Here is a 24,107-nt window from a genome sequence, read left to right on the forward strand (position 1 = left end):
GGGGAAGAGGTGTTTGGCGGGGTCTGTCGCGGCGGCGCGGGCGGTGTCGGACGCGGGTCGCCACGGCCGGGGGCCGTCGGGGTTCGGGCGGCACCTGGAGTGCCATCGAGCGATTTTTCCTGTGATGAGTCATTTGTCACCTATGGTGACCCGGAGTGCTGGTCGAGAGATCCCGGAATCCGAGAGACCCCTGGAAGGCGACATGAAACGCGCGTCCACCTCTTTGCTCCTGGCCGTCGGACTGCTGCTCGGCGGCCTGCTGAGCGGCTGCGGCGGCGGCACGGCGGGCAGGACCGAGGGCGGCACGGCGGGCGGCGCCGTCATGAGCGGGAAGGACGACCCGGGCGGTACGGGAGCGGGCGCCGCCGGTCCCCTCGCCCAGCGGGCCGCCGCCGAGCACCGGGGCGCCGCCGTGCTCCGTACCGACGTACCGGCGGAGATCCCCGGCCTTGGCCCCAAGACCCGCGCCGGCCTCCCCGAGGACAGCAACCAGGCCGTCGTGGCGATCGGCCGCTCCCGGAACTCCAACCGCTCGACCGTCCTGGTCTACGAGCGGGACCCGGAGGCGGGCTGGCAGGTCGTGTCGGGCCCGTGGCCCGCCCACAACGGGCTGCGGGGCTGGACCGACGACCACGACGCGGGCGACCGGCGCTCGCCGATCGGGGTGTTCGGGCTCACGGACGCGGGCGGCGAACTGCGCGATCCGGGGTCGAGACTCCCGTACGACCGCTCCTCGGACTACGCGATCTCCGGCACCGGCTTCGAGGACGAGCCGCTGGAGGGGTCCTTCGACTACGTCGTCGCCATCAACTACAACCGGCGCCCCGGCCACACCCCCCGCCACCTGGGCCGCCCCCTGGGCGAGGAGAAGGGCGGCGGCATCTGGATCCACGTGGACCACGGCGGTCCGACGCAGGGCTGCGTCTCGCTGGCGCGCCCGCGCATGAAGGAACTGCTGCGGACGCTGGACCCGGGGAAGCGGCCGGTGGTGGTGATGGGGGACAAGGCGTCCCTGGCGCACTGACCTGCCGGGTGTCCGTGAGCGACGGCAGGCCCGGAACCGTACGGTCCCGGGCCTGCCGTTCCACGGAGGTGGTTACGCGGGCTTCTCCTCCAGGCGGGGGAAGAGCACCGCGCCCTTCGTCACCGTCGTACCGACCGCGAGGCGGCCCCAGTCCGCCGCGTCCTGGACCCGCTGGTCCGCGAGCGCGCCCAGCGACTCGGCGGCGCCGAGGGAGTCCCACAGCTTCTGCGAGGTGTCGGGCATGACCGGGTTGAGCAGGACGGCGACCCCGCGCAGGGCCTCGGCGGCCGTGTACAGGATCGTCGCGAGGCGGGCCTGGCCGGCCTCGGACGTGTCCTTGGCGACCTTCCAGGGCTCCTGCTCGGTCAGATAGCCGTTGACCTGCTTGACGAAGTCGAAGACCGCCGCGATACCGCCCGCGAAGTCCAGCTCCTCACCGATCCTGCGGTCCGCCTCGGCGAGGGCCTTGGCAAGACCGTCCCGTACGGCCTGCTCGGCGTCGCCCGGCGCCGTCGCCTCCGGCAGCTTGCCGCCGAAGTACTTGCCGACCATCGCGGCGACGCGCGAGGCGAGGTTGCCGTAGTCGTTGGCCAGCTCGGAGGTGTAGCGGGCGCTGAAGTCCTCCCAGGAGAACGACCCGTCCTGGCCGAAGGCGATGGCCCGCAGGAAGTACCAGCGGTAGGCGTCCACGCCGAAGTGCGAGGTGAGGTCCTGCGGCTTGATCCCGGTCAGGTTCGACTTGGACATCTTCTCGCCGCCGACCAGCAGCCAGCCGTTGGCGGCCACCTTGCCCGGTACGGGCAGACCCTGCGCCATCAGCATCGCGGGCCAGATGATCGCGTGGAAGCGCAGGATGTCCTTGCCGACGAGGTGCACGTCGGCGGGGAACGTGCTGTCGAACTTCTCCTGGTTGGCGCCGTATCCGACGGCCGTCGCGTAGTTGAGCAGCGCGTCGATCCACACGTAGATGACGTGCTTCTCGTCCCACGGCACCGGGACGCCCCAGTCGAACGTCGAGCGGGAGATGGAGAGGTCCTGGAGGCCCTGCTTGACGAAGTTCACGACCTCGTTGCGGGCGGACTCGGGCTGGATGAAGCCGGGGTTGGCCTCGTAGTGCGCGAGGAGCTTGGGGCCCCAGGCGCTGAGCTTGAAGAAGTAGTTCTCCTCCTTGAGGATCTCCACCGGTGTCTTGTGGATCGCGCACAGCTTGACGCCGTCGGGGTCCTCGATCAGCTCACCGGGGAGCTTGTACTCCTCGCAGCCCACGCAGTACGGGCCTTCGTACCCGCCCTTGTAGATCTCGTCCTTGTCGTACAGGTCCTGCACGAACTCCCGCACGCGGTCCGTGTGCCGCTTCTCCGTCGTACGGATGAAGTCGTCGTTCGCGATGTTGAGGTGCTCCCAGAGGGGTTTCCAGGACTCCTCGACGAGCTTGTCGCACCAGGCCTGCGGGGTGACGCCGTTCGCTTCCGCGGTGCGCATGATCTTCTGACCGTGCTCGTCCGTGCCGGTGAGGTACCACACCTTCTCGCCGCGCTGGCGGTGCCAGCGGGTGAGCACGTCCCCTGCGACGGTCGTGTAGGCGTGGCCCAGGTGAGGAGCGTCGTTGACGTAGTAAATGGGGGTGGTGACGTAATACGCCTTCCCACCCTGCTCTTCGGATCCAGTGGCCGCCATGGTCGAAATGGTATAGGGCCGGTGGTGGTGGCTTCACATCCATAAAGTGGACCGCCGCCGGTCGCGCGTGGTGACGCGGGGCCGGCGGCGTTTCGTTGGTGCGTGTTCGGTCTCGCTTACGGCTTCGCGGGCTTCCAGCCGGCGAGGAGGTCCCGGTAGAGGTCGGCGTCGGGGACCTCGCGGGGGGTGGGGCCCGCGTGCGTGAACCCGACGTGGTCGAGTCCCAGCCTGCGCAGGAAGTCGAACGCCTTGGAGTCGTGCTCCCCGAAGGCCACGAAGGCCCAGTGCAGGGGCTTGCCCGCGGCGTCCACGAGGGCCTGGCGGGCGGGCTGCTTGGCGTCGGGGGCGCCGTCGGTCTGGAAGACGACGAGAGCGGGGTCCGTCGTGCCGGACTTCTCGTAGTGCGCGACGACCTCTTCGACGGCGCGGTGGTAGCTGGTACGGCCGAGGCGGCCGAGGCGCGCGTGGGTCTGGTCGACGACGTTCTCGTAGGAGGAGAGGGAGAGGTCGGCGGTGCCGTCGATGTCGGTGGAGAAGAAGACGGTGTGGACGGTCGTGTTCTCGTCCCCGAGGTGGGCGGCGAGGGCGAGGGTCTGCTCGCCGAGGTGCTGGGCGCTGCCGTCCTTGTAGAACGGCCGCATGGACCCGGACCGGTCGAGAACGAGATACACGACGGCGTGGGCTCCTTCGAGCCCGTGGGTCCGAAGGGCGTCGCCGGCGGCGGAGTGGTGGGCGAGGAGCCCTGCGGGGAGGGTGCCCGCCGTGTTCGCCGTGTTCGCCGTGTCCGCGAGGGCGACGGGCGCCGGGGCCGTGACGTCGGCGACCGGTTCGGTGGCGGGGTTGTCGACGAACAGGACGGCCGGCTCGGTCCCGATGGGCGTGGCGCCGCCTCCGGCGACCGCCTTGACGGGGGCGTCGGCGATGTCCACGGGGGCGGACGTTTCGGCGGCGGTGTCGTCGTTGTTCAGGGCGATCGGGTCGGTCGCGACCGGTGCGGTGTCGGGGGTGCTGTCCACCGCGACGGGCGCGGGCGCGGCGACCGCCTCGATGTCGTGGTCCGCGTCGGTTGTCGGTTCGTCAGTGGCCTCGGCCACGGGCGTCGTCGCGGCCTCGGGAGCCGCCGGTACCCCTTCGGCGGCGGTGTCGTCGGTGTCCAGCGCGATCGGCTCGGTGGCGACCGGGGTGGTGTCCGTGGTGCTGTCCACCGCGAGGGGCTCGGTCGTGGTGACCGGCTCGACGGCGGGGTCCGCGTCGGGCGCCGGTCCGTCAGCGGCCTCGGCCACGGGGGTCATCGCGGCCGCAGGCGCCGTCTCGGTCTCGGCGGCGAGGTCGTCGTCGTTCAGAGCGATCGGTTCGCTCGCGACCGGCTCGGTCGTGGTTGCGTCGGCCTCGGGCGTCGCGAGGACGGCCTCGGCGGGGTCGTGCTGCGGGGCGGTGGTCGCGGTGACCGTCTCGACGGAGGTGCCCGCGTCGGCCGTCGGCTCGGCGGTCTCGGTGTGGTCGTCGCTGTCCAGCGCGACCGGCGTGGTGTCGGCGACCTCGCCGTTGTCCGCTGCGGCGGGCGCGGGTGTCGTTCCGGCGGCCCGGTCGCCGTCGTTCCGGGACTCGGGCTCGGCCACGGGTGCCGTTTCGGCCTCGGCCGTCGGCGCGAGCGGCGTGGTGTCGGTCGCGCCGGCGTCTGCCGCGTCGGTGTTCTCGGCGGGCGCCGCCTCGGCGGTGGGGTCGTCGCTGTCCAACGCCACCGGGTCCGTCGCCTCGGCGACCGGCTCGGTCGTGGTGGTGGCGGGCGTCGGCTCCGTGGCCGCCTCGGCCTCCGTCCCCGCCGTCGACCCAGACGGCCCCGTCGACTTCTGGGTCGGGAGCGTCGGGGTCGGCTGGGGTTCCTGGGGGCGGGTGGCCTGGGCCGGGACCGTGGGTTCCGGCTTCGGGGGGCGGGGGTTGTCGAACGCCGCCGCCACCAGTTCCGCCGCCGCGTCCTCCGGCGACGGGGTCTTTCGCGCGGGCGCGGGCGCCGTCGTAGCCTGGCTCGCGACCGACGCCGAGGCCGAGGTTGAGGCCGACGCCGTCGCTGACGCCCTCACCGGCTCCGGCGCGGAGACCGGCTCCGGCGCCGACACCGGCTCCGGCGTGGACACCGCTTCCGTACGGTCGGCCTGGGGCGGGACGGACGCTGCCGACGACTCGGGACGCTCCTCCGCACGGTCGCGTCCGAACACTTTGCGCAGCAAGCTCCGAATGCCCATGGGCGAGGCCTTTCAGATGAGTTGGGTGCGTGCCCGCCCCCGGGAAAGCGGCATCCCTGGCCAGGGCGGATACGTAAGGTTAGCGGCCGCCCCCGGCGATCTTCGGCAGGGTCGTACCGGGCGTCGGACCCGGCATCCGATCGGGTGAGCGATCGGCGGCCAGAGGTGTGCGCGGTCAGCGTCAGCGTCAACGTACCTCCCGGCTACGACAACCCCACCATCAACACCATCAACACGTGGTACGGCCATGGGTCCGCCATGACCATCCGGCCGCCCCGCGTTCATCCGGCCTTCACCCCCGCGCCGCCACCGTGGTGGCCGCCGCACCTAGCGTCACCGCCGGGACATCCCGACACCTTGTCGGATTGTCAGGGCGAGGGCCGGCGGCCCGGTGACCTGGCCGGCGACGCGACCACGTGCGAGTTCACGCACCAACGGAGGGGTAAAGTGCGCAAATTTCTGCCGCTGATCGGCTCATCGTCACACCCGGGCGGGCGTTCCGCCCTCACCTGCCGCTACCGCTGCGGCGACGCCTGCTTCCACGAGGTCCCGAACAAGTCCGACAACGAGTACCTCGGCGACGTCATCGCCGGTGCGCTGTCGAGACGTTCCCTCGTGCGCGCCGCCGGCCTCGTGACCGTCGCCGCCGCCACCGGCACCGCCCTCGCCGTCGGCACCGGCGACACCCCGGCCTCCGCCGCCGCGGCCACCGGCGGCAAGGGCCACGGCAACACCGGACACGGCAACAGCCCCGACGGCGCCCGCGGCCTCCGCTTCACCCCCGTCGCGCCCAACCTCGCCGACCAGGTCACCGTCCCCGCCGGCTACAGCCAGCACGTCGTCATCCGCTGGGGCGAGCCCATCCTGCGCGGCGCCCCCGCCTTCGACCCGGACAAGCAGACGGCCAGGGCCCAGGCCGGCCAGTTCGGCTACAACAACGACTTCCTGAGCCTCCTCCCGCTCAAGAGCGAGCGCGGCCGCCAGGTCCTCGTGGCCAACCACGAGTACACCGACGAGATCCTGATGTTCAAGGGCTACAACGCCGCCGCGCCCACCCGCGAGCAGGTCGAGATCGCCTGGGCCGCGCACGGCCTGTCCGTCGTCGTGGTCGAGGAGGACCGCGGGAGCGGCAAGCTCACCGCCGTCACCCGCCACCAGCTCAACCGCCGCCTCACCGCGACCAGCGAGTTCCGCCTCACAGGCCCGGCCGCCGGCGGCGCGCTGCTCCGTACCTCCGCCGACCGTACGGGCACCAAGGTCCTCGGCACGCTCAACAACTGCGCCGGCGGCACCACCCCCTGGGGCACCACGCTCCACGGCGAGGAGAACTTCAACCAGTACTTCGCCAACGCCTCCAGCACCACCGACCTGCGCTACGGCATCGGCACCGGCGCCACCGAGCGCAAGTGGGAGCTGTTCGACAAGCGCTTCGACGTCAAGCAGGAGCCCAACGAGGTCCACCGCTTCGGCTGGGTCGTGGAGCTGGACCCGTACGACCCGGAGTCCACACCCCGCAAGCGCACGGCGCTCGGCCGCTTCAAGCACGAGGCCGCGCAGCCGCGCCTGACGGCCGACGGCCGCCCCGTCGTCTACATGGGCGACGACGAACGCTTTGACTACTTCTACAAGTTCGTCTCCTCGAAGCGGATGCGCAAGGGCGGCAGCCGCGCCGACCACGCGTACAACCTCACGCTCCTGGACGAGGGCACGCTGTACGTCGCCAAGCTCAGCGGCGACTCCCCGGCGGGGGAGTTCGACGGTACGGGCAAGCTCCCCGCGGACGGCGAGTTCGACGGCTCCGGCGTGTGGATCCCCCTCGCCACCGGCGACGTCTCGCACGTCCCTGGCATGACCGCCGAAGAGGTGTACGTCTTCACCCGCCTCGCGGGCGACAAGGTCGGCGCCACCAAGATGGACCGCCCCGAGGACGTCGAGCCCTCACCGCGCACCGGCCGCGTCTACATCGCGCTGACGAACAACACCGACCGCGGCAAGGCGGGCAAGGCGGGCCCCGACGAGGCCAACCCCCGCAACGCCAACAAGCACGGCCAGATCCTCGAACTGGCGGAGAACTGGGACGACCCGGCGGGCGACGGCTTCGCCTGGCGGCTCTTCCTGGTCGCGGGCGACCCGAAGGACCCCGCGACGTACTTCGCGGGCTTTCCCAAGGACAAGGTCAGCCCGATCTCCTGCCCCGACAACGTCGCCTTCGACCCGCACGGCAACCTGTGGATCTCGACGGACGGCAACGCGCTGGGCACGCACGACGGGCTGTTCGGCGTCGCGACGCAGGGCGAACGGCGCGGTGAGCTGAAGCAGTTCCTGACCATGCCGAACGGCGCGGAGACGTGCGGGCCGATCGTCCAGGACCGCCGTGTCCTGGTCGCCGTGCAGCACCCGGGGGAGATCGACGGCGCGAGCGTCGAGAAGCCCGCGAGCGCGTGGCCGGACGGGCCCGGCAGGATCGTCCGTCCGTCGGTGGTCGCGGTGTGGCGCAAGGACGGCCGGGACATCGGCGTCTGACCGGCCGGCCTGACCCGCCTGACCCACCCCGGGGTGGCGCCGACTCGGACCGGCGCCACCCCGGTCGTACACGCTCCACAAAGATGGCCGCACGTCAGCCCTCCAGCCGCGCCGTCCTGAACGCCGTGAACTGTTCCGCCGCGTCCCCCGTGTACGACCACGGCACCCGCGCCGCCCGCGAGCCCAGCAGCTCGAACAGCGCCCGCGCCTCGTCGTCCAGCCCCGCGTAACAGGCCGCGTGTGTCAGGTAGTTCAGCTCCCCGACCTCCTCCGGCACCACGGGCCCCGCCGCCCGCCATCCGATCCAGCGCTCGAAGGTCCTGCGCACCTCGGTCACCGCCAGCTCGTGGTGCCAGTGCTGGCCGAAGTCCCGTACGGGCCGCCGCCCCCGCCCCGCCTCCGCGACATGGCGGAACTCCTCCACCCGCGCGATCTGCACCAGCACCGACAGCGAGGACCCCGGCGGCGCCGCGCCCGCCGCGTCGCGGGCGAAGTCGTACATCCGGCCGTGCGTGCCGTGCCACCGCGCGGAGAAGTACCGCAGCAGCTGCACATGGCCCTCCATGTTGTACGGGTCGCGCCGCCGCATCTCGTCCCACCAGCGCCGCAGTTCGCCCTGGGCGATCCCGCCCTCGTACAGCCGGGCGACCGTCAGCAGCGAGACCCAGGGCATCGGGTCGTCGGGGCTGGCGTCGGCCGCGTCCAGGCAGGTCAGGACGGCGCCGTCGAGCCGTGCCTGGTCGACGCCGATGCCGCGGCCGGCCGCGATCGCCTGGTTGAAGACCCGTACGACCTCGGTCGCCGCCCGCAGCACCGCCGCGTCCGGGCTGTCCGGTTCCGCCGCCCGCCAGGTCTCCACGGCCGAGCTGCCCGCCGCCGCGTGGGACAGGATCCGCTGGCGGTGCGTCCGGCGCGGCCAGTCGGTGCCGGTGGCGCGCAGGAGGTCACGTACCCCCTGCCAGCGGCCGATGACGATGTCCTGGCGCGCCTCGGTGAGCGGCAGGTCGCCGAAGTCCGGGTCGAAGTCGGGCGCGCTCTGCTTCCCGGATGTGCGGCCCCTCCCCGGCGTGCGGCCCTTGCCGGGGGCGCGGTGACGGTGTTCCGCCATGGCTGCGGTCCCCGTCCCCGTCAGAAGTCGGTCGACAGGGACTCGCCGGACCGGCCGGACCGGTCGGGCCGGCCGGCGGCGGAGTCGGCGTACGGCTCGTGGGGGTCGTCGGGCACCCGCGCGGCGTCCAGTTTCGCGGGGCGGTAGTACGCACTGCCCTTGCGCCAGTACCAGATCATGGGCGCCAGTCCGACGGCCAGGCCGCCGATCCCGATGGTGATCGCGGTCGCGGTCAGCTCGCTCAGCGACTCGAAGAAGATCCAGAACATGAAGAGCGCGCCGAGCAGCGGCCAGAGCACCCCGAAGAAGAAGTCGCCGGGGGAGCGGAACATCACCTTGCGGTACGCGACGACGGCCGCGATGCCCGCCAGGCCGTAGTAGACCGCGATCTGGAGCGAGATGGCGGTGACGGCGTCGGAGAGGATCTCGGTGACCGAGCCCAGCGCGCTCGCCGCCGCGAGCAGGGCGAACGCCACGATCCCGACGGCGGTGATGGCGACCCAGGGCGTGTTCCACGTGCGGTGGACCCGGCCGAGCGCGGACGGCATCGTACGGTCCCGGCCCATCGCGAACAGCGACCGGGTGACCTGGATGAGGGTGGTCTCCAGCGTCGCGACGGTGGACAGCATCACGGCCACGATCAGCAGCTTGCCGCCGACGCCGGGCCAGATGGCCTCGCCGAGGACGCCGAGGACGTTGGCGCTGCCCGCCATGATCTGGTCCTCGGTGAGGATGACGTTGACGGCGATCGTGAACGCCTCGAAGAGGAGGAAGACGATGCCGATGCCGACGAGGGCGGCGAGCCCGGCGGTCCTGCGGCTGTTGCGGGTCTCCTCGCTGAGGTTGCTGGTGACGTCCCAGCCCCAGTAGTAGAAGGCGGCGACGAGGGCGCCGGAGGCGAAGCCCGACGGGCCGTCGAAGTGGCTGAACCCCAGCCAGGACCAGTCGAAGGCGACGGCGGCGCCGTGGTGGGCGAGGGCGGCCAGCACGAACATCAGGAGCAGGGCCAGCTCCACGCCGGACAGCAGCAGCTGGGCCCGTACGGTGAGCCGGGCGCCGCCCAGCACCACCAGCAGCATGATCAGGAACCAGCCGCCGCCGACCAGCAGCGCCAGGCCGGTGTTGTTGGCGAGGCCGGTGTCGAAGAGCGCCAGGGTCATCGCGCCCGCGGGCAGCGAACCGGCGACCATGAAGATCGTGGTGGAGACGACGAGCGCCCAGCCGGAGAGGAAGCCGAGCGCGGGGTGGAGCGTGCGGCCGACCCAGGAGTACGCGGCGCCGGCGTTCGCGTCGAGCCGGCCGAGGCGGCCGTACGCGAGCACGATGCCGAGCATGGGTATCGCGCAGTAGAGGAGCGCGGCGGGGGCGGCGAGTCCGACGGAGGCGACGAGGACGGCGGTGGTGGCGGCGAGCGAGTAGGCGGGCGCGCTGCCCGCGACCGCCATGACGATGGTGTCGAACGTACCGAGGACATTGGGCTGGAGCCCTCTGCCGGAGTTGCTGCGCATGGCGTTCACTGCTTCCGGAAGTGCGTCGTGCCGCGGTGGGAGGCCCCCGTGTCCTGCGCGCTGTCCTTCACTGGCACGACATGTGTCGGCATGTCAGAAACAGATCTTTTTCTACGGATCGGTCCGGCCGCGAAAATGGAAGATCGAGCGCATAGTAGCCGCGAGTGCGCGGTGAGGTGCCACGGATGCGTTGCGGACTTGTTGCGGTGTCCGGAGCCGTCCGGGGGCGGCGGGGTCTCGCTACGCTGGAGCCATGGCTTCTACGGCTGAGGTACCGGACGGGGACGGGGCGGCGTCCGCCGGGGTGGGCGTCGGCGTCGGCGCCGGCTCGGCGCGGGCGGACACCTGGATCTGGTCGGTACGGCTCACCAAGACCCGCTCCCAGGCGGCTGCGGCGTGCCGGGCGGGGCATGTCCGCGTGAACGGCGAGCGGGTCAAACCGGCGCACGCGGTTCAGGTGGGCGACGAGGTCCGCCTTCGGCACGCGGGGCGTGACCGGGTGGTGGTCGTCTCGCGCGTCATCCGCAAGCGGGTGGGTCCTCCGGTGGCGGCGGAGTGCTTCGTGGACAACAGCCCGCCCCCGCCGCCGAAGGAGTTCGTGGCGCCGATCGCCACGCGCGACCGGGGAGCGGGCCGCCCCACGAAGCGCGAACGCCGCGAGATGGACCGCCTCCAGGGCCACTGAGCGCGAGGGCGTCGCGTTTGGTGGGGCGGCCGGTGGGTCTGCGCGGGCGGTGACCGCTGCGGGTCACTGTGTCCTCAATCGCCGGACGGGCTTACAGGGGCCGCCCCTGTGCCTCTCTGCGGCTCGCGGCGGGCAGATCAAGCCCGTCCGGCGATTGAGGACAACAGGGACCCGCAGGTCACCACCCCGCACCGCACCCCACGGCCTGACTCTTCGTCACCCTTGTTGTACGGAAAGTAAAACGGGTCTTCGAAGGGAAGGTCCCTTCCATGAACCTCGACGGCGACCCCCGCCCCCCCTACGACCGCACCGTCACCTTCCGGTTTCCGCGCCACCCCCGCAGCGTCCCCCGCGCCCGGGACGCCCTCCGGAGGTGTACGGGGCTCACCGGCGACACCGCCGCCATCGCCGCGCTGCTCCTCTCCGAGCTCGTCACCAACGCCCTGCGCCACGGCAGCCCGCCGGGACGGCAGATCGCCGTCACCCTCCACCGCACCGAGGGGCTGCTCAGGCTGGAGGTCGAGGACGCCGGCGACCGCCTGCCCCGCCCCCGTACCGCCGAACCCGACCTGGACGACGAGTGCGGCAGAGGCCTCGCCCTCGTCGCCGCGCTCGCCGACGACTGGGGGGTGGCTCCACGGCGCGGTCCCGGCAAGTGCGTGTGGGTGTCGCTGAAGGTGTCGGGCGACACCGGTCTCACATGGGGCGGACCCGGCCTCACGTGAGGCGACACCGGTCTCACATGAGGCGACACCGGCCTCACGCGAGCGTCGTCTTCCGCCCCGGTGAGGCGATCGCCTTCGCCGCCCCGACCTCCTGCCGCAGCGCCGCCAGCACGCTCTCCTCCCCGTCCCCGGCCCGCTCCCCCCGTACCTCCACCAGCACCTCGCTCGACCGCAGGCGCACGGCCATGTCCGTCAGCTGGTCCGCGATATCCGCCGTCTCCGCCCGGGCGGGCGCCGGGGCGCCGTACGAGACACGCACGCGCGCGGCCGTCGTCGCGTCGACGATCCGTTCCGTCGCCACGACCAGCGGCCACCAGGCCGCCGCGCGCCTGCCGATGGGCGGCGGTTCGGTCAGCGCGCGCTGGAACTCGGTCCGTACGGTCGACAGGTCGCGGTAGATCCGGCGCCGCGTCCGCTCCACCTCCGCCTGGTCGGCGGCCTTCCCCGTCGCGTCGGGCATGCCGAACGCGCGCCTCACGTAGTCCGCCGTCTCCTCCACCGCGTCCGCCAGCCGGTGGCCGAGGCGGGTGTGCCAGCTCTCCGGCCACAGCAGATAGCCCGCGACCAGCACGATCGCGCACCCGATCAGGCTGTCCACCAGCCGTGGCGCCACGAGGCCGAAGCCCTGGCGGTTGAGGACGTCGGAGATCAGCAGGATCACCGGTGTGATGGCCGCCGTCTGGAACGCGTACCCCTTCGCCGACACCGCCGGGATGAGCGGCGCGAGCAGCGCGACGACCAGGACGTCCCACCAGCCGATCGGGACCTCCGCCAGCACCACCCCGGCCACGACCAGCCCGACCGCCGTGCCCAGCGCGCGCAGCACCGCGCGGGAGAAGACCGAACCGAAGTCCGGCTTCAGTACGAAGGTGACGGTCAGCGCGACCCAGTAGGAGCGCTGTACGGGGATGACCGCCACCAGCGTCTGCGCCAGGCCGATACAGAGCGCGAGGCGCAGCCCGTACCGCCAGGACGCCTCGGAGAACAGGACGTTGCGCGTCGCGCGGCGGACGCGGACGGAGAGGGCCGCCGGGCGGCCGAGCCGGTCGTCCATGGTGGCGGGGTTCCTGGGATCGCCGTCCGCCTCGTGCACCACCGCCGCGACGTGCCGCAGCGCGGTGTCGACGGCGCGGTCGGACGCCGTCCTAGGAGGCGGCAGGTCCAGCACCCCTTCGCCGGTACGGCCTTCGGCGACCAGGTCCGCCAGGTGCCGTACGGCCGCCATCACCTCGGGCGGCCTTCGCCGTCCCCGCAGGTGCGCGGCCTCGACCAGCGGGATGATCACGTTGAGCTGCGCGAGCAGCCGTACGAGCGGTCCGCGCCAGCCGTGGTCGCCGGCGCGGCGGGCGAGCAGGAGGTCGTACGCGTGGTTCAGGGCGAGGGTGACGGCCCGGCGGCGGCCGTCGAACTCCGGGTCCGGCGCGGCGGAGGCCTCCAGCAGATCGGCGGTGGCGCGGTACGTCCCCGCCACCGCCGCCCGCTCCGGTACGCCGACGCGGAACGGCCAGGCCAGCAGCGAGAGGGCGAGGACGAACAGGCCGCCGAGCACGATCAGCAGCGGTGGCTTCCACCACGGGTCGGGCAGCGCGAGGCCGGCCCCGACGACGGCGTTGAGCAGGAGCAGCAGCCCGGCGAACGACGCCACCGCGCCGATGGACGAGATCATGCCCGACACGAGCGCGACGAGGGCGAGGACGCCGACGGCGGTCCACTCCTGCCCGAAGACGAGCGAGCCGAGCGTGACGCCGACCGCGGCGAAGAACTGCGGGACCGCCACGTGCAGGATCCGCATCCGGTACGCCTCGGCGGTGTCGGAGAGGACACCGTTCAGGGCGCCGAGCGCGACGAGCGCCCCGTACGCGCGCTGGTCGGTGGCGAAGCCTACCGCCAGGGGGACGGCCAGGGCGACGGAGGCGCGGGCCACGGCGGGCCAGCGGACGGGGGCGGGCTGGGGGCGGAGGTTGTCGAGCAGCCAGGCGGGCGGGGAGAGCCGCGCGGCCGCGGCGGCGGCCCTGCGCCGCGCGACGGCACCGGGGTGGCGGGACGGGTGCCGCGGTGGCTGGTGCGGCGACTGCTGCGGCGGGTGCCGGGGCTTCGGGTTCTCTCCCATGGCGGTCAGCTTCGCCTATCGCCGCCCCGAGCCGGACACTCCCTACCCCTGATACCCCTCCACCTCGCTCGCGGGGCGCACCGCCGCGTCGTCCGGGTTCTCCCCGTACTGCGACTTGGCGCGGCGCTGGCGCAGCAGGTCCCAGCACTGGTCGAGCTGGACCTCGACCGCGCGGAGCCGCTCGCGGTCCTCGGCGCCGAGGCCGAGGTGATCGGTCGAGCGGTCGCGCAGCGCGCGTTCCTCCGCGACCAGGTCGTTGATGTTCTGGAAGATCTGGTTGTCGCTGCTCTGCGGGGTGCTCATGATTTCGATCCTCGCAATCCCCGACCACAAGCGCACCTCGGTGCTCCTTATTTTGCGTCCTGTTCCCCGTGCAGCTCCAGGCTCACCAGCAGCGACCGGTGGTCGGTGTCCGCGAGGTCCAGGAAGCGGGCGTCCCGTACGGAGAAGTCGTCGCTGACCAGCACATGGTCGATCTGCGCGCCCAGCGGTCGCGGCGCGTCCGACGGCCAGGACGGGGTGCGCCCCGCGCCCCCCAGCGCAGCGCTGTCGAGCAGCCCGCCCGCGTCGAGGACGTCCCGGAACGCGGCGTGGTCACGCGTGGCGTTGAAGTCGCCCGCCAGGATGACGGGCCCCCGCCGGTGCGCGGCGGCGTACGCACGGACCCGGCCCAGTTCCTCCCGCCAGTCGTCGACCCCGCCGGGGACGGGCGGCAGCGGGTGGGCGAGCTGGAGGCCGACCGTACGGCCGCCGATCCGCGCGTCCGACCCGGGCATGGCGAGCGCGCCGTCGATGCCGGCCGTGTCCGTCAGCGGGAAGACGGAGAAGATCGCGGACCCCTCGGCGCCGCTCGCCTCCACGACGTGGCGGTACGGGTACGCCGAGCGCGGGATCTCCGTGTCCAGCAGCCGCGCGCAGATGAACTCGCACTCCTGGACGAAGACCAGGTCCGGCTTCTCCCGGCGGATCGCCGCGATCAGTCCGAGTGTCGCCTGCCCGAACTCGACGTTGGAGGTGAGCACTTCCACCCGCGCGAGCGCCGGACCGCGCGGCCCGGTGGCGCCGGTCTCGTACGGCCGCACGAACCACCCCGTCCCGGCCAGCAGCACCAGCGCCCAGACCACCCCGGCGCGCCAGCGCAGCAGGGCGGTGAGCAGCAGGGCGGCGCCGGCGGGGACGAGGAGCCAGGGGAGGAAGGCGAGCAGCTGCGGTACGGGGGTGACGGCGTCCACGCCGGCGGCGCGGCAGGCGACGAGCAGGGTCGCGGCGGCGAGGAAGAGCGCGGTGGCCCAGATCAGGAGGCGCTGGTGGGCCGGGCGGGCGGTGGGCGGCGCGGCGGAGGGGTGGCCGAGCTGGTGCGGGACGACGGTGTCGCTGCCCGTGCTGTCCAAGGGGCCGGCCTCTCGCTCGGGTGGGCTGTCGCTCGGGTGGGCTGTCGCGGCTATCGCCCGGTGGGGCACGCCGTGCCGTACCGGGCACGCATACAGGGACAGTAGCCAAGAGGCTGCTGTCCCCAGGTATGCCCGTAGTGACGGACGATCGGTTGACGGTAAATCAGTTGGTACGGCTCCGAGGTGTCACCGGGTCTGAGGTGAGGTCACCCGGTCCGTGGTCAGCGCCCAGATGATGAACGCCGACAGCGCCATGCCCACGACGGCCCAGACCGGCTGGTAGAAGAGGAACATGAACTGGGCGACCAGGTTCACCATCGCCAGTCCGATCCCCACCCAGCGCGCGATCCTCGACCCGGCGAGTATGCCGAGGCCGACCACCGCGACCAGGATGCCGAGCCCGATGTGGATCCAGCCCCACGCGTCCAGATTGAACGCGTAGGCATAGCCGGACACGCCGTTCAGGACGTTGTCCGACCTGACCGCCACGACGCCCTGGAGGATCTCCGTGGCACCCGCGACGAGCATCAGGATGCCCGCGAAGAAGCTTCCGCCCAGCCCGAGGTTCGCCGTCCTTCCCGCGTGCATACCGGTGCCTGCTCCGGTCCCGGTACCCATGCCAGTTCCGTTGCTCGCGCTCGATCCGTTGCCCATGCCCGTGTGGGGGGGCCTGTGTGCTGTGTTCTGGCTCATATCCCCACCATGCGCCAAATGGCTCAAAAGGGAAATTTGGGGCGAATGGATCGGCATAAAGATTAAGTAAAGCGCCCGGTGGGGCGGTGTGCGGGGCGGCGCTTGAGGCGGCCCATGAGGCGGCCCTTGAGGCGCCGCGGCCACAGTCGGCCGGCCCTCCCCGTTCCCAGGAACCAGCAGACGACGGCCACCGCGAGCCCCGAGGCGAGGACCACCCAGGACGTCGTACGGAGTGAGGAGGTCAGCGCGTCGTACACCGCGGCCGCCGCCGCCCGGTCGCCGTCGTCCGGCAGGCCGTCGAGCGTGTAGCCCCGTACCGCTCCCACGGCGAGGAGCAGCAGCAGCCCGCCGGCCGCGAACCCGGTGCCGGCCACCACCAGCGCCCGCCGGGCCCGCCGCCCCCGCCCCTCCCGGCGGCGGAACGCGGCCCCCGCCACCGCCAGGGCCGCGACGGCCAGTGTCCCGACGGCCGGCCAGACGCCCGCGGTCCGCAGCCCCTGCACCACATCGCGCCGGCCGCCGAGCCCGTCGGCCTTGAGGACGGTGATCTCCGTGTGCCGTACGGGAATCCGGTCGGCGAACGGCACCCCGTCGTCCCGCAGTTGGCGCTTCACCTGCTCGGTGACGGGCGCCAGGTCGAGGGTCACCGCCTTGTCGGTGTCCTCGGTGAGGACCTGGTTCGCGGCGGACTGCGCGGCCAGGCTCGCCGTCCGCCACGCGGCCCGGAAGGAGGCGGTGGTGGTGAAGGACCGTACGGCGTCGTGGAGCAGGTCCCGTACCTCACCCTCCAGCGGACCCACGTCGATCTGACGCATCGCCTGGTCGGTGATGCGGTCGGCCACGGCGTCCCGCACGGCGGGGTCGGAGGCGAGCGGCGCCATGGTGGTGACGAACCGGTCGCTGTCCCCGATCTCCAGCTCGGACCAGGCGGCGAGGGAACTCACCGGGACGAGCACCGTCAGCAGGACGATCAGGGCGGCGGCGGAGACGGCGGCGAGGGCGGTGGAGAACGGGGAGGAGGGGCGGGCGGGGAGGGCGGGGCGGGTATGGGAGGAGAGGGTCCGCACGTCTCAAGGGAACGCGGCGGGGCGGGGCGGCGCGACCGGTGCGCCGCCGACTCAGTGAGGGGACTCGGTGAGGGGACTCAGTGAGCGGACTCGGTGGGCGGACTCGGTGAGCCGACTCAGTGAGGGGCGGCGGAGCCGGGGTCCCGGGGCGTGTCCTCGAGGGTTTCGGTCGACGGGCAGCCGAGGTCCGGGTCCAGGGCCCGCAGGACGCGGTGGCTGATGTCGCGCAACTGGTCCAGCTGCTCCGGTTCCAGGGCGTCGACGACCAGGGACCGTACGGCCTCGACGTGCCCGGGAGCGGTGGCGACGACCTTGTCCCAGCCCTCGTCCGTCAGGACCGCGTTGGTGTAGCGACCGTCGGCCGCGCAGGGCTCGCGGCGCAGGTAGCCGCGTTTCTCCAGGCGCTTGACGACGTGGGAGAGCCGGGAGAGCGAGCCGTTGGAGAGGATGGCGAGGGTGGACATCCGCAGGGTCCTGTTCTCGGACTCGGAGAGGGCCGCGAGCACCAGGTACTCGAACTGATTGAGGCCCGCGTCCCGCGTCAGCTGGCTGTCGAGCGCGGCCGGCAGCTTGAGCAGCATGGCGCTGTAGGCCTTCCAGGCGGAGAGCTGGCGGTCGTCCAGCCAGCGTGCTTCTTTGCGTTCCCCCTGGCTCGCGTCATCCATGGGATCGAGCGTACCGGATCACTTGACGCTTCAAGTGATCCGTTCTACGGTCACGCATGACGCTTGACTTGAAGCTTCAAGTCAAGCGTCTCCCGCCGCACCAACCGTTCCGTCCCGTCCCTCCCTCTCCCCTCCTCTCGGAAGTCCCTGATGAACATCACCCTGTGGATCGCCGCCTCCGTCCTCGCCCTCCTCTTCCTCGCCTCCGGCGCGGGCAAGGCGCTCCAGCCCAAACCGAAGATCGTCGAGAGCAGCGGCGCCTGGGCCGAGGACTTCTCGCCCGCCGCGCTCAAGTTCATCGGGGTGGTGGAGGTGCTCGGCGCGATCGGGCTGATACTCCCGGCCGTCCTGGACATCGCGACCGTCCTGGTGCCGCTGGCCGCCACCGGCCTCGCGGTGGTCATGGCGGGGGCGGCCGTCGTGCACGGCAGGCGCGGGGAGACCAAGCACGTCGTCTTCAACGTCGTCCTGCTGGTGGTGGCGGCGCTGGTGGCGTGGGGCAGGTTCGGCCCGTACTCCTTCTGAGTTGCCGGTCGCGGGTGGCTGGTGTGCCCTGGAGTGGTGGGGGGCGCGAGGGGAAGGAGCCTCCTGCCATGGCACACGCAGCAATCCGCACCCGGCCGCACATCTCGCTCCGGGGCTGGGGACCGCCGCTGCTCTTCGGCGCGGCGTACGGCATCTACGCGCAGTTCATCGCGCGCAGCGGCGGAGCCGCCAACTTCGGTCAGCTGGCCCTGGCGCTGGCGTCCGGGCTGGTTCTCACCGGTCTGATCTACGGTCTGGTACGGGTCCAGCACCTGCTGATACGCGAACTGCGCGCCGGCGCCTGGGGCGTACTGGTCGGCTGTGCGATCGGCTTCCTGTACAGCCTGACCCAGCACAGCGTGCTGCTGTCCTCGGGGATCGGTCTGACGTTCGGGGTCAGTACGACGCTGGTCACGTTCTACCTGTTCTACATGCGGGAGCCCTGAGGGCTCCCGTACCTCCTGAAAAATTCTCGCGGCCCGCCAGATGAGTTCTGGCGGGCCGCGAGGTCTTTACCAGTGCTTGGGTTTTCCTCCGCAGGACAACACAGATCACGACAAGGACTGGTGATGACAACAACAGATCTCGCGATCGAGACCCGGGAGCTGGTGAAAGTCTTCGGTGAGCACCGCGCCGTGGACGGCATCGATCTCGCCGTGCCGGCGGGCACGGTCTACGGGGTCCTCGGACCGAACGGCGCGGGCAAGACGACCGCCGTGAAGATGCTCGCCACGCTGCTGCGCCCGGACGGCGGCGAGGCGCGGGTGTTCGGCAAGGACGTGGTGCGGGACGCGGACGCGGTCCGCGCGCGGGTCAGCCTCACCGGGCAGTACGCCTCGGTCGACGAGGACCTGACCGGCACCGAGAACCTGGTGCTGCTGGCGCGGCTCCTCGGGCACGCGAAGGTCGCCGCGCGGGCCCGTGCCGGCCAACTGCTGGAGGCCTTCGGGCTGACGGAGGCGGCGGGCAGGCAGGTGAAGAACTACTCGGGCGGCATGCGGCGCCGTATCGACATCGCCGCGTCCATCCTCAACACGCCGGACCTGCTGTTCCTGGACGAGCCGACGACCGGGCTCGACCCGCGCAGCCGTAACCAGGTGTGGGACATCGTGCGGGCCGTGGTCGCGCAGGGCACGACGGTCATGCTGACGACCCAGTACCTGGACGAGGCGGACCAGTTGGCGTCCCGTATCGCCGTGATCGACCACGGGAAGGTGATCGCGGAGGGCACGAAGGGCGAGCTGAAGGCGTCGGTCGGCGCGGGCTCGGTCCATCTGCGCCTGCGGGACGCGGAGCGGCGGCCGGAGGCGGAGCGGCTGCTGACGCGCGCGCTCGACGCGGTGGTCCAGCTCGACGCGGACCCGCTCGCCCTGACCGCGACGGTCACGGCCCACGGCAGCGAACAGGGCGCGGCGGAACGGGCGGCGCGGGCGCTGGCGGAGCTGGCGCGCGCGGGGATCACGGTGGACAACTTCTCGCTGGGGCAGCCGACGCTGGACGAGGTGTTCCTGGCGCTGACGGACAAGCCGCTCGACGTGACGAAGGCGGGGGCGGCGGCATGACCACCAGCACGGCGGCCACGAACGACATCGAACTGACCACCCCGGGGCGGGAGGATCTGGCCGCCCTCCTGGTGAACAAGGACCGCCCGCCGCGCCCCGGCGCGCTCTCCGCGTCGCTGACCTTCGGCTGGCGCGCGATGCTCAAGATCAAGCACGTGCCGGAACAGCTCTTCGACGTGACGGCCTTCCCGATCATGATGGTGCTCATGTACGCGTACCTCTTCGGGGGTGCGCTGGCCGGCTCCGTCTCGGCGTACATCCAGTTCCTGCTGCCGGGCATCCTGGTGATGAGCGTCGTGATGATCACGATGTACACGGGCGTCGCGGTCAACACGGACATCGAGAAGGGCGTCTTCGACCGCTTCCGTACGCTCCCGATCTGGCGCCCCGCGCCCATGGTCGGCTATCTGCTGGGCGACCTCGTCCGCTATGTGATCGCGTCACTGGTGATGCTCGCGGTCGGCATGGCCATCGGCTACCGCCCCCACGGCGGCCCGCTGGGCATCCTGGCGGGCCTGGCGGTGCTGCTGGTCTTCGCGTTCTCGTTCTCGTGGCTGTGGACGATGTTCGGCCTGCTCCTGCGCAGCGAGAAGTCCGTCATGGGCGTGAGCATGATGGTGATCTTCCCGCTGACGTTCCTGAGCAACGTCTTCGTGGACCCGAAGACCATGCCGGGCTGGCTCCAGGCCTTCGTGAACAACAGCCCGGTGAGCCACGTGGCGACGGCGGTACGAGAACTGATGGAGGGCGACTGGCCGGCGGCGCACATCGGGTGGTCGCTGGGGTGGTCGGCGGGCCTGCTGGTGGTGTTCGGGGCGGTGACGATGCGGCTGTACAACCGGAAGTGAGACAGGGCGGCCGCCGAGAACCGCTCACGCCCGCTTGACCTTCCTCCGTGGGGAAGCACCAGCATCGGTGGGGCCGGGCGGGGAGCCCGGCACGAGGAGAGAACGTGCCGGGCGGCGGTACGAACGTGCCGGGCGGTGGCGCGGCCGGGCCGGCCGGCGGCGCGGCCGGGCCGGCCGGCGGTGCGCTGACGATCGGCGCCTTCGCCCGCGCGTCCCGGCTGTCCGCGAAGGCGCTGCGCCGCTACGACGAGTTGGGGCTGCTGCGACCGGCTCGCGTCGACCCGTACACCGCTCGGGATCCGCCACGCGTCCCGGTCCGACCGGGGGCTGGTCCGGGCGACCAACCAGGACACGGCGTACGCGGACGACGGCCTGTTGGCGGTCGCCGACGGGTACGGCGCGGAGGGGGCGCGGGCCAGTTCGGCGGCCGTCGACGCGCTGAAGTCGCTCGCGATCGGGGAGGGGATCTGCTCAACGCGCTGACGGAGGGGGTGGTCCGGGCGAACGAGAAGGTCGGAGCGGTGGCCGGCGGGGCCGGCGGTGGTGCGGAGAGCGGGTCCGGTACGACGCTCACCGCGATGCTGTGGACCGGTTCGCAGCCGGCGCTGGTGCACATCGGCGACACCCGCGCGTATCTGCTGCGGGACGGGGAGTTCTTCCGGATCACGCACGACCACACGGTGGTGCAGTACCTGATCGACGGCGGCGGCCTCACGGCCGAGGAGGCGGTGTCGCATCCGCGGCGGTCGATGCTGCTGCGGTCCCTGGACGGCAGGCAGGAGGCGGCCCGCCCCGAACTGCGCCTGCACGAGGCGCGTGCGGGGGACCGCTACCTGCTCTGCTCGGACGGCCTGTCGACAGTGGTCCCGGCGGGGGAGATACGGCACGTCGTGACCAACGCGGCGGCCCCGGAGAAGGCGGTGGCCGACCTGGTCGCCCTCGCCCACGGCGCCGGGGCCCCGGACAACGTCGCGTGCGTGGTGGCGGACGTCGTGCGGATCGGCGCTCCCGGTGGTCCACGCGAAGCCCTGATCCGAGGCGTCCTCGTCCGGACGATCGACGCCACGGGCTGGCTCGCGGAAGCGGACGAGGCGGTGGCCGCCGCCGCACTCGTCGCGGCGCAATGCCCGGAAGGCGAACCCGTGGACACGTGCGGCGGCCCGGAAACACCTATGCCGACGTTCCCTTCCGACCTTCGGGCACTCGCTGACCAAGCCCTCGCCCGCATCGTCGGCGACGAGGCCGGGCCGGCCTCGAACTGGGTCGACCCGGAGGACTGGAAGCAATGGCGGGCCGTACTCACCCGCCTTCGCACCGTGCTCGCCCCGCCGCCACCTACCCTCGCGCTCTTCGCTGTCTGAGCCAGAACCTCACTTCAGATGTCGGGTGAAGAACTGGGCCGCCGCGTCCCCCGCGTACCGCGGAACGCCGGTGTGGCCGCCGAGGTGCGCGTGCAAGGACTTCTCCGTGGAGCTGAAGGCGTCGAACAGGTCCAGGGCCGCCTGGCGGTCGTTCCCTTCGTCGTCCCACTGCAACAGGACGTGCAGCGGAATGGTGACCTGCCGGGCCTCCTCGAACAGGGCGCGGGGCACCAAACTCCCGGCGAACAGAACGGCGGCCGAGACGCGCGGCTCGACCACCGCCAGCCGGATGCCGATGGAGATCACTCCCCCCGAGTATCCGACCGGGCCGCCGATCCCGGGCAGCGGAAGGAGGGCGTCCAGGGCGGCCTGCCATTCCGGGACGGCCTTTTCGACCAGCGGGAGGACGAGGGCGTCGACTATTTCGTCGCCCACCGGCTCGCCGGCCTCCATCGCCCGGCGCAGGTCGGCGCGGGCCTGGTCGACGGCGGGCCAACGGGGCCGGTCGCCGCTCCCGGGGAGCTCGATGGTGGCCGTGGCGAAGCCGTCCGCCGCGGACTGCCGGGCCCGGGCCACCAGCCGGGGGTACATCGTGCCCAGCCCGAGGGGAGGGTGGCCGAGCAGGATCAGCGGCGCCGGTGCGGACGACGCCGGTACGGATGCCGATGCGGGTGTCCACAGGATGCCGGGGATGTCGCCGAGGGTGAATGTGCGTTCGAGGACGCCGTCGTCGAGGCGCTGCTCGGAAGTGAAACGCATGGTCGTACCTTTCGGGAGAGCACTGGAACGGCGCTCCCGGACGACCTGCCTATCGCCCGACCGTGACCCCGGAGGGGAGCACCCATGTCGAAACTGCGTTCACGGGTACCACCTCCTCGATCTCTCGCACGGCCTCCGGAAATGTAGCAGCGGTCGCCGTCATCCGTCTCACGGGTTTGTGCGGAGCCTCCGTGGCCGGCGCCGGATGTCGAGAACCTGGCACCTGCTCCGTCCCAGGGGCGTCACCGGCCACCAGCGGCCGTACAAAGAAAGAAGGAGAGAGCAGCATGGCCATTCAGCGGATGGACAACGTCGGCATCGTCGTCGAGGACATGGACGCCGCCATCGCGTTCTTCGTGGAACTCGGTATGGAGCTGGAGGGCAGGGCCGAGGTCCAGGGTCTCTTCGCCGACCAGTGCACCGGACTCGACGGCGTCCGCTGTGACATCGCGATGGTCCGGACCCCGGACGGCCACAGCCGGCTCGAACTGGCGAAGTACCGCAGCCCCGCGCCGATCAGCGCCGGCCCGCGCGACCGGCCGCACAACATCCTGGGCACGCACCGCGTCATGTTCGCCGTCGACGACCTTGAGGACACCGTCGCCCGCCTGCGCCCCCACGGCGCCGAACTCCTCGGCGAGATCGCCCGGTTCGAGGACAGCCATCTGCTCTGCTACGTCCGTGGCCCGGAGGGCATCATCGTCGGCCTGGCCGAACAACTTCGTTAAGAAGACGAGACCGTACGAATCGGTCCGCACCACCGCCCTACACCCCATAATCGCGTCGCCCCCCACGCCCCAGTACCCACTTCCTGAACCAAAGGTCGTCCTACTGATGCGCGGCACCGTCGACGGATTCAACTACGGACTCATCACTCCCATCGCCGCCTACCTCATGGCATGTCTCGGCGCGGCTCTCGGTCTTCGCTGCACCACCCGCTCGCTGCGAGCCGAACACTCCTGGAGGAAGGCCGGCTGGCTGGCCCTGGGGGCCGGGGCCATCGGTTCCGGTATCTGGACCATGCACTTCATCGCCATGATCGGCTTCAACGTCGAAGAGACACCGATCAGTTACGACGGAACCCTGACGATTCTCAGCCTCTTCGTGGCGATCGTGATGGTCGGCATCGGAGTATTCGTCGTCGGCTACCGGGGCGCGAGCCGGTGGACCCTCGCACTCGCGGGCACGGTCACCGGGCTGGGAGTCGCGGCGATGCACTACACGGGCACGGCCGGAATCCGGCTGGCGGGCCACCTGGAGTACGCCGCTCCGACGGTCGCCGCCTCCATCGTGGTCGCCGTGGTCGCGGCGACCGCCGCACTCTGGGCGGCGGTCTCCATCCACGGCTTCTTCGCGAGCCTGGGCGCGAGCGTCGTCATGGGGATCGCCGTCACCGGAATGCACTACATCGGAATGGCGGCGGTGACGGTACACGTCCAGAGCGCCGCGAGCTCAACAGGCTCCGACTTCCCGGCGTCGTTCATCCTCCCGGTGCTCCTGGGTCCGGTGGTCTTCCTCATCCTGGCGGCCGTCATCGTCATGTTCGATCCGCTGCTGGTACTGGGCGACCAGTGGGACAGACCGGCGGCACAACCGCGGACACACCACAACGGCTGACCACGGGAGAAGGCGC

Annotated in this window: 21 protein-coding genes and 2 pseudogenes; 12 read left to right on the forward strand and 11 right to left on the reverse strand. The window is 71.8% G+C overall.

Translation table 11 applies throughout. The features are described 5' to 3' along the window. The first annotated feature begins 202 nt into the window (after positions 1 to 202). On the forward strand, positions 203 to 1,024 hold the full coding sequence (locus ACIO1C_RS05410) for a L,D-transpeptidase family protein (RefSeq protein ID WP_401858868.1): 822 nt from the start codon (positions 203 to 205) through the stop codon (positions 1,022 to 1,024). A 72-nt stretch (positions 1,025 to 1,096) separates the two neighbouring features. Here ACIO1C_RS05410 and metG read toward each other — a convergent pair whose 3' ends face one another. Continuing rightward, positions 1,097 to 2,701 (reverse strand): methionine--tRNA ligase, encoded by a 1,605-nt coding sequence (metG, locus tag ACIO1C_RS05415; protein WP_401858870.1) that lies wholly within the window; start codon positions 2,699 to 2,701, stop codon positions 1,097 to 1,099. Positions 2,702 to 2,817: 116 nt separating this feature from the next. After that, positions 2,818 to 4,944, reverse strand: coding sequence for a VWA domain-containing protein (locus ACIO1C_RS05420; protein WP_401858872.1), 2,127 nt, complete (start codon positions 4,942 to 4,944; stop codon positions 2,818 to 2,820). Positions 4,945 to 5,391: 447 nt separating this feature from the next. Between ACIO1C_RS05420 and ACIO1C_RS05425 the strand changes: the two genes are divergently transcribed. Beyond that, entirely contained in the window at positions 5,392 to 7,467 is a 2,076-nt protein-coding gene (locus tag ACIO1C_RS05425) for a PhoX family protein (protein ID WP_401858874.1), read from the forward strand. A gap of 94 nt (positions 7,468 to 7,561) precedes the next feature. Here ACIO1C_RS05425 and ACIO1C_RS05430 read toward each other — a convergent pair whose 3' ends face one another. Both ACIO1C_RS05430 and ACIO1C_RS05435 read right to left on the reverse strand, forming a co-directional pair. Next, positions 7,562 to 8,575, reverse strand: coding sequence for a hypothetical protein (locus ACIO1C_RS05430; RefSeq protein ID WP_401858875.1), 1,014 nt, complete (start codon positions 8,573 to 8,575; stop codon positions 7,562 to 7,564). A gap of 20 nt (positions 8,576 to 8,595) precedes the next feature. Then, the gene (locus ACIO1C_RS05435; protein WP_401858877.1) at positions 8,596 to 10,083 is read right to left on the reverse strand and encodes an APC family permease; all 1,488 of its coding nucleotides are present in this window, start codon (positions 10,081 to 10,083) and stop codon (positions 8,596 to 8,598) included. Between the two features lie 253 nt (positions 10,084 to 10,336). Between ACIO1C_RS05435 and ACIO1C_RS05440 the strand changes: the two genes are divergently transcribed. Both ACIO1C_RS05440 and ACIO1C_RS05445 read left to right on the forward strand, forming a co-directional pair. Further along, positions 10,337 to 10,768: an RNA-binding S4 domain-containing protein gene (locus ACIO1C_RS05440; RefSeq protein WP_401858879.1), complete on the forward strand. Its 432-nt coding sequence runs from the start codon at positions 10,337 to 10,339 to the stop codon at positions 10,766 to 10,768. A gap of 269 nt (positions 10,769 to 11,037) precedes the next feature. Continuing rightward, a complete protein-coding gene (locus ACIO1C_RS05445; RefSeq protein WP_401858881.1) occupies positions 11,038 to 11,493 on the forward strand; it encodes an ATP-binding protein in 456 nt (151 codons plus the stop codon). Positions 11,494 to 11,527: 34 nt separating this feature from the next. On the opposite strand, the gene ACIO1C_RS05450 is transcribed toward ACIO1C_RS05445, so the two are convergent. The 6 genes from ACIO1C_RS05450 to ACIO1C_RS05475 form a co-directional block, all read right to left on the reverse strand. Further along, positions 11,528 to 13,603, reverse strand: a complete 2,076-nt coding sequence (locus ACIO1C_RS05450) for an FUSC family protein (protein ID WP_401858883.1) — start codon at positions 13,601 to 13,603, stop codon at positions 11,528 to 11,530. Positions 13,604 to 13,645: 42 nt separating this feature from the next. Next, positions 13,646 to 13,906: a DUF2630 family protein gene (locus tag ACIO1C_RS05455; RefSeq protein WP_327235507.1), complete on the reverse strand. Its 261-nt coding sequence runs from the start codon at positions 13,904 to 13,906 to the stop codon at positions 13,646 to 13,648. 47 nt (positions 13,907 to 13,953) lie between these two features. Continuing rightward, the gene (locus tag ACIO1C_RS05460; protein ID WP_401858885.1) at positions 13,954 to 14,994 is read right to left on the reverse strand and encodes an endonuclease/exonuclease/phosphatase family protein; all 1,041 of its coding nucleotides are present in this window, start codon (positions 14,992 to 14,994) and stop codon (positions 13,954 to 13,956) included. A gap of 186 nt (positions 14,995 to 15,180) precedes the next feature. After that, positions 15,181 to 15,612 carry a hypothetical protein gene (locus ACIO1C_RS05465; protein WP_401858887.1) on the reverse strand — a complete coding sequence of 144 codons (432 nt, stop codon included), beginning with the start codon at positions 15,610 to 15,612 and terminating at the stop codon, positions 15,181 to 15,183. Between the two features lie 137 nt (positions 15,613 to 15,749). Continuing rightward, entirely contained in the window at positions 15,750 to 16,754 is a 1,005-nt protein-coding gene (locus tag ACIO1C_RS05470) for a hypothetical protein (RefSeq protein ID WP_401858889.1), read from the reverse strand. Positions 16,755 to 16,870: 116 nt separating this feature from the next. Then, on the reverse strand, positions 16,871 to 17,419 hold the full coding sequence (locus ACIO1C_RS05475) for a MarR family winged helix-turn-helix transcriptional regulator (RefSeq protein ID WP_401858890.1): 549 nt from the start codon (positions 17,417 to 17,419) through the stop codon (positions 16,871 to 16,873). A gap of 150 nt (positions 17,420 to 17,569) precedes the next feature. On the opposite strand from ACIO1C_RS05475, the gene ACIO1C_RS05480 reads away from it, so the two are divergent. From ACIO1C_RS05480 to ACIO1C_RS05505, 6 genes and pseudogenes are all read left to right on the forward strand, one after another. Next, complete coding sequence (locus tag ACIO1C_RS05480; protein ID WP_401858892.1) at positions 17,570 to 17,944, forward strand: DoxX family protein; 375 nt, start codon at positions 17,570 to 17,572, stop codon at positions 17,942 to 17,944. Positions 17,945 to 18,012: 68 nt separating this feature from the next. After that, on the forward strand, positions 18,013 to 18,390 hold the full coding sequence (locus ACIO1C_RS05485) for a hypothetical protein (RefSeq protein WP_401858894.1): 378 nt from the start codon (positions 18,013 to 18,015) through the stop codon (positions 18,388 to 18,390). A gap of 123 nt (positions 18,391 to 18,513) precedes the next feature. Next, positions 18,514 to 19,506: an ATP-binding cassette domain-containing protein gene (locus tag ACIO1C_RS05490; protein WP_401858895.1), complete on the forward strand. Its 993-nt coding sequence runs from the start codon at positions 18,514 to 18,516 to the stop codon at positions 19,504 to 19,506. Beyond that, positions 19,503 to 20,354 carry an ABC transporter permease gene (locus tag ACIO1C_RS05495; protein WP_401858897.1) on the forward strand — a complete coding sequence of 284 codons (852 nt, stop codon included), beginning with the start codon at positions 19,503 to 19,505 and terminating at the stop codon, positions 20,352 to 20,354. Before ACIO1C_RS05490 ends, ACIO1C_RS05495 begins: the two co-directional genes overlap by 4 nt. 185 nt (positions 20,355 to 20,539) lie before the next feature. Further along, positions 20,540 to 21,349: pseudogene (locus ACIO1C_RS05500) on the forward strand (protein phosphatase 2C domain-containing protein); the annotation flags it as partial. A gap of 90 nt (positions 21,350 to 21,439) precedes the next feature. Next, positions 21,440 to 21,715 (forward strand): annotated as a pseudogene (locus ACIO1C_RS05505) (DUF4259 domain-containing protein); the annotation flags it as partial. Between the two features lie 9 nt (positions 21,716 to 21,724). Here the strand turns inward: ACIO1C_RS05505 and ACIO1C_RS05510 are convergent. After that, positions 21,725 to 22,474: an alpha/beta hydrolase gene (locus ACIO1C_RS05510; protein WP_401858899.1), complete on the reverse strand. Its 750-nt coding sequence runs from the start codon at positions 22,472 to 22,474 to the stop codon at positions 21,725 to 21,727. Between the two features lie 287 nt (positions 22,475 to 22,761). Between ACIO1C_RS05510 and ACIO1C_RS05515 the strand changes: the two genes are divergently transcribed. Together ACIO1C_RS05515 and ACIO1C_RS05520 are read left to right on the forward strand one after the other, a co-directional pair. Next, positions 22,762 to 23,202, forward strand: a complete 441-nt coding sequence (locus tag ACIO1C_RS05515) for a VOC family protein (RefSeq protein ID WP_401858900.1) — start codon at positions 22,762 to 22,764, stop codon at positions 23,200 to 23,202. A 106-nt stretch (positions 23,203 to 23,308) separates the two neighbouring features. Beyond that, entirely contained in the window at positions 23,309 to 24,091 is a 783-nt protein-coding gene (locus ACIO1C_RS05520; protein WP_401858902.1) for an MHYT domain-containing protein, read from the forward strand. Positions 24,092 to 24,107 lie beyond the last annotated feature (16 nt).

Source organism: Streptomyces sp. NPDC087420 (genome assembly GCF_044744165.1).
Lineage (GTDB): Bacteria > Actinomycetota > Actinomycetes > Streptomycetales > Streptomycetaceae > Streptomyces.

Excerpts from the sequence above, each read along its gene's own strand:
- ACIO1C_RS05410 (WP_401858868.1), top strand. The coding sequence starts at position 203 with ATGAAACGCGCGTCCACCTCTTTGCTCCTGGCCGTCGGACTGCTGCTC.
- metG (WP_401858870.1), bottom strand. The coding sequence starts at position 2,701 with ATGGCGGCCACTGGATCCGAAGAGCAGGGTGGGAAGGCGTATTACGTC.
- ACIO1C_RS05420 (WP_401858872.1), bottom strand. The coding sequence starts at position 4,944 with ATGGGCATTCGGAGCTTGCTGCGCAAAGTGTTCGGACGCGACCGTGCG.
- ACIO1C_RS05430 (WP_401858875.1), bottom strand. The coding sequence starts at position 8,575 with ATGGCGGAACACCGTCACCGCGCCCCCGGCAAGGGCCGCACGCCGGGG.
- ACIO1C_RS05435 (WP_401858877.1), bottom strand. The coding sequence starts at position 10,083 with ATGCGCAGCAACTCCGGCAGAGGGCTCCAGCCCAATGTCCTCGGTACG.
- ACIO1C_RS05440 (WP_401858879.1), top strand. The coding sequence starts at position 10,337 with ATGGCTTCTACGGCTGAGGTACCGGACGGGGACGGGGCGGCGTCCGCC.
- ACIO1C_RS05445 (WP_401858881.1), top strand. The coding sequence starts at position 11,038 with ATGAACCTCGACGGCGACCCCCGCCCCCCCTACGACCGCACCGTCACC.
- ACIO1C_RS05450 (WP_401858883.1), bottom strand. The coding sequence starts at position 13,603 with ATGGGAGAGAACCCGAAGCCCCGGCACCCGCCGCAGCAGTCGCCGCAC.
- ACIO1C_RS05455 (WP_327235507.1), bottom strand. The coding sequence starts at position 13,906 with ATGAGCACCCCGCAGAGCAGCGACAACCAGATCTTCCAGAACATCAAC.
- ACIO1C_RS05465 (WP_401858887.1), bottom strand. The coding sequence starts at position 15,612 with ATGGGTACCGGGACCGGAGCAGGCACCGGTATGCACGCGGGAAGGACG.
- ACIO1C_RS05475 (WP_401858890.1), bottom strand. The coding sequence starts at position 17,419 with ATGGATGACGCGAGCCAGGGGGAACGCAAAGAAGCACGCTGGCTGGAC.
- ACIO1C_RS05480 (WP_401858892.1), top strand. The coding sequence starts at position 17,570 with ATGAACATCACCCTGTGGATCGCCGCCTCCGTCCTCGCCCTCCTCTTC.
- ACIO1C_RS05485 (WP_401858894.1), top strand. The coding sequence starts at position 18,013 with ATGGCACACGCAGCAATCCGCACCCGGCCGCACATCTCGCTCCGGGGC.
- ACIO1C_RS05490 (WP_401858895.1), top strand. The coding sequence starts at position 18,514 with ATGACAACAACAGATCTCGCGATCGAGACCCGGGAGCTGGTGAAAGTC.
- ACIO1C_RS05495 (WP_401858897.1), top strand. The coding sequence starts at position 19,503 with ATGACCACCAGCACGGCGGCCACGAACGACATCGAACTGACCACCCCG.
- ACIO1C_RS05510 (WP_401858899.1), bottom strand. The coding sequence starts at position 22,474 with ATGCGTTTCACTTCCGAGCAGCGCCTCGACGACGGCGTCCTCGAACGC.
- ACIO1C_RS05515 (WP_401858900.1), top strand. The coding sequence starts at position 22,762 with ATGGCCATTCAGCGGATGGACAACGTCGGCATCGTCGTCGAGGACATG.
- ACIO1C_RS05520 (WP_401858902.1), top strand. The coding sequence starts at position 23,309 with ATGCGCGGCACCGTCGACGGATTCAACTACGGACTCATCACTCCCATC.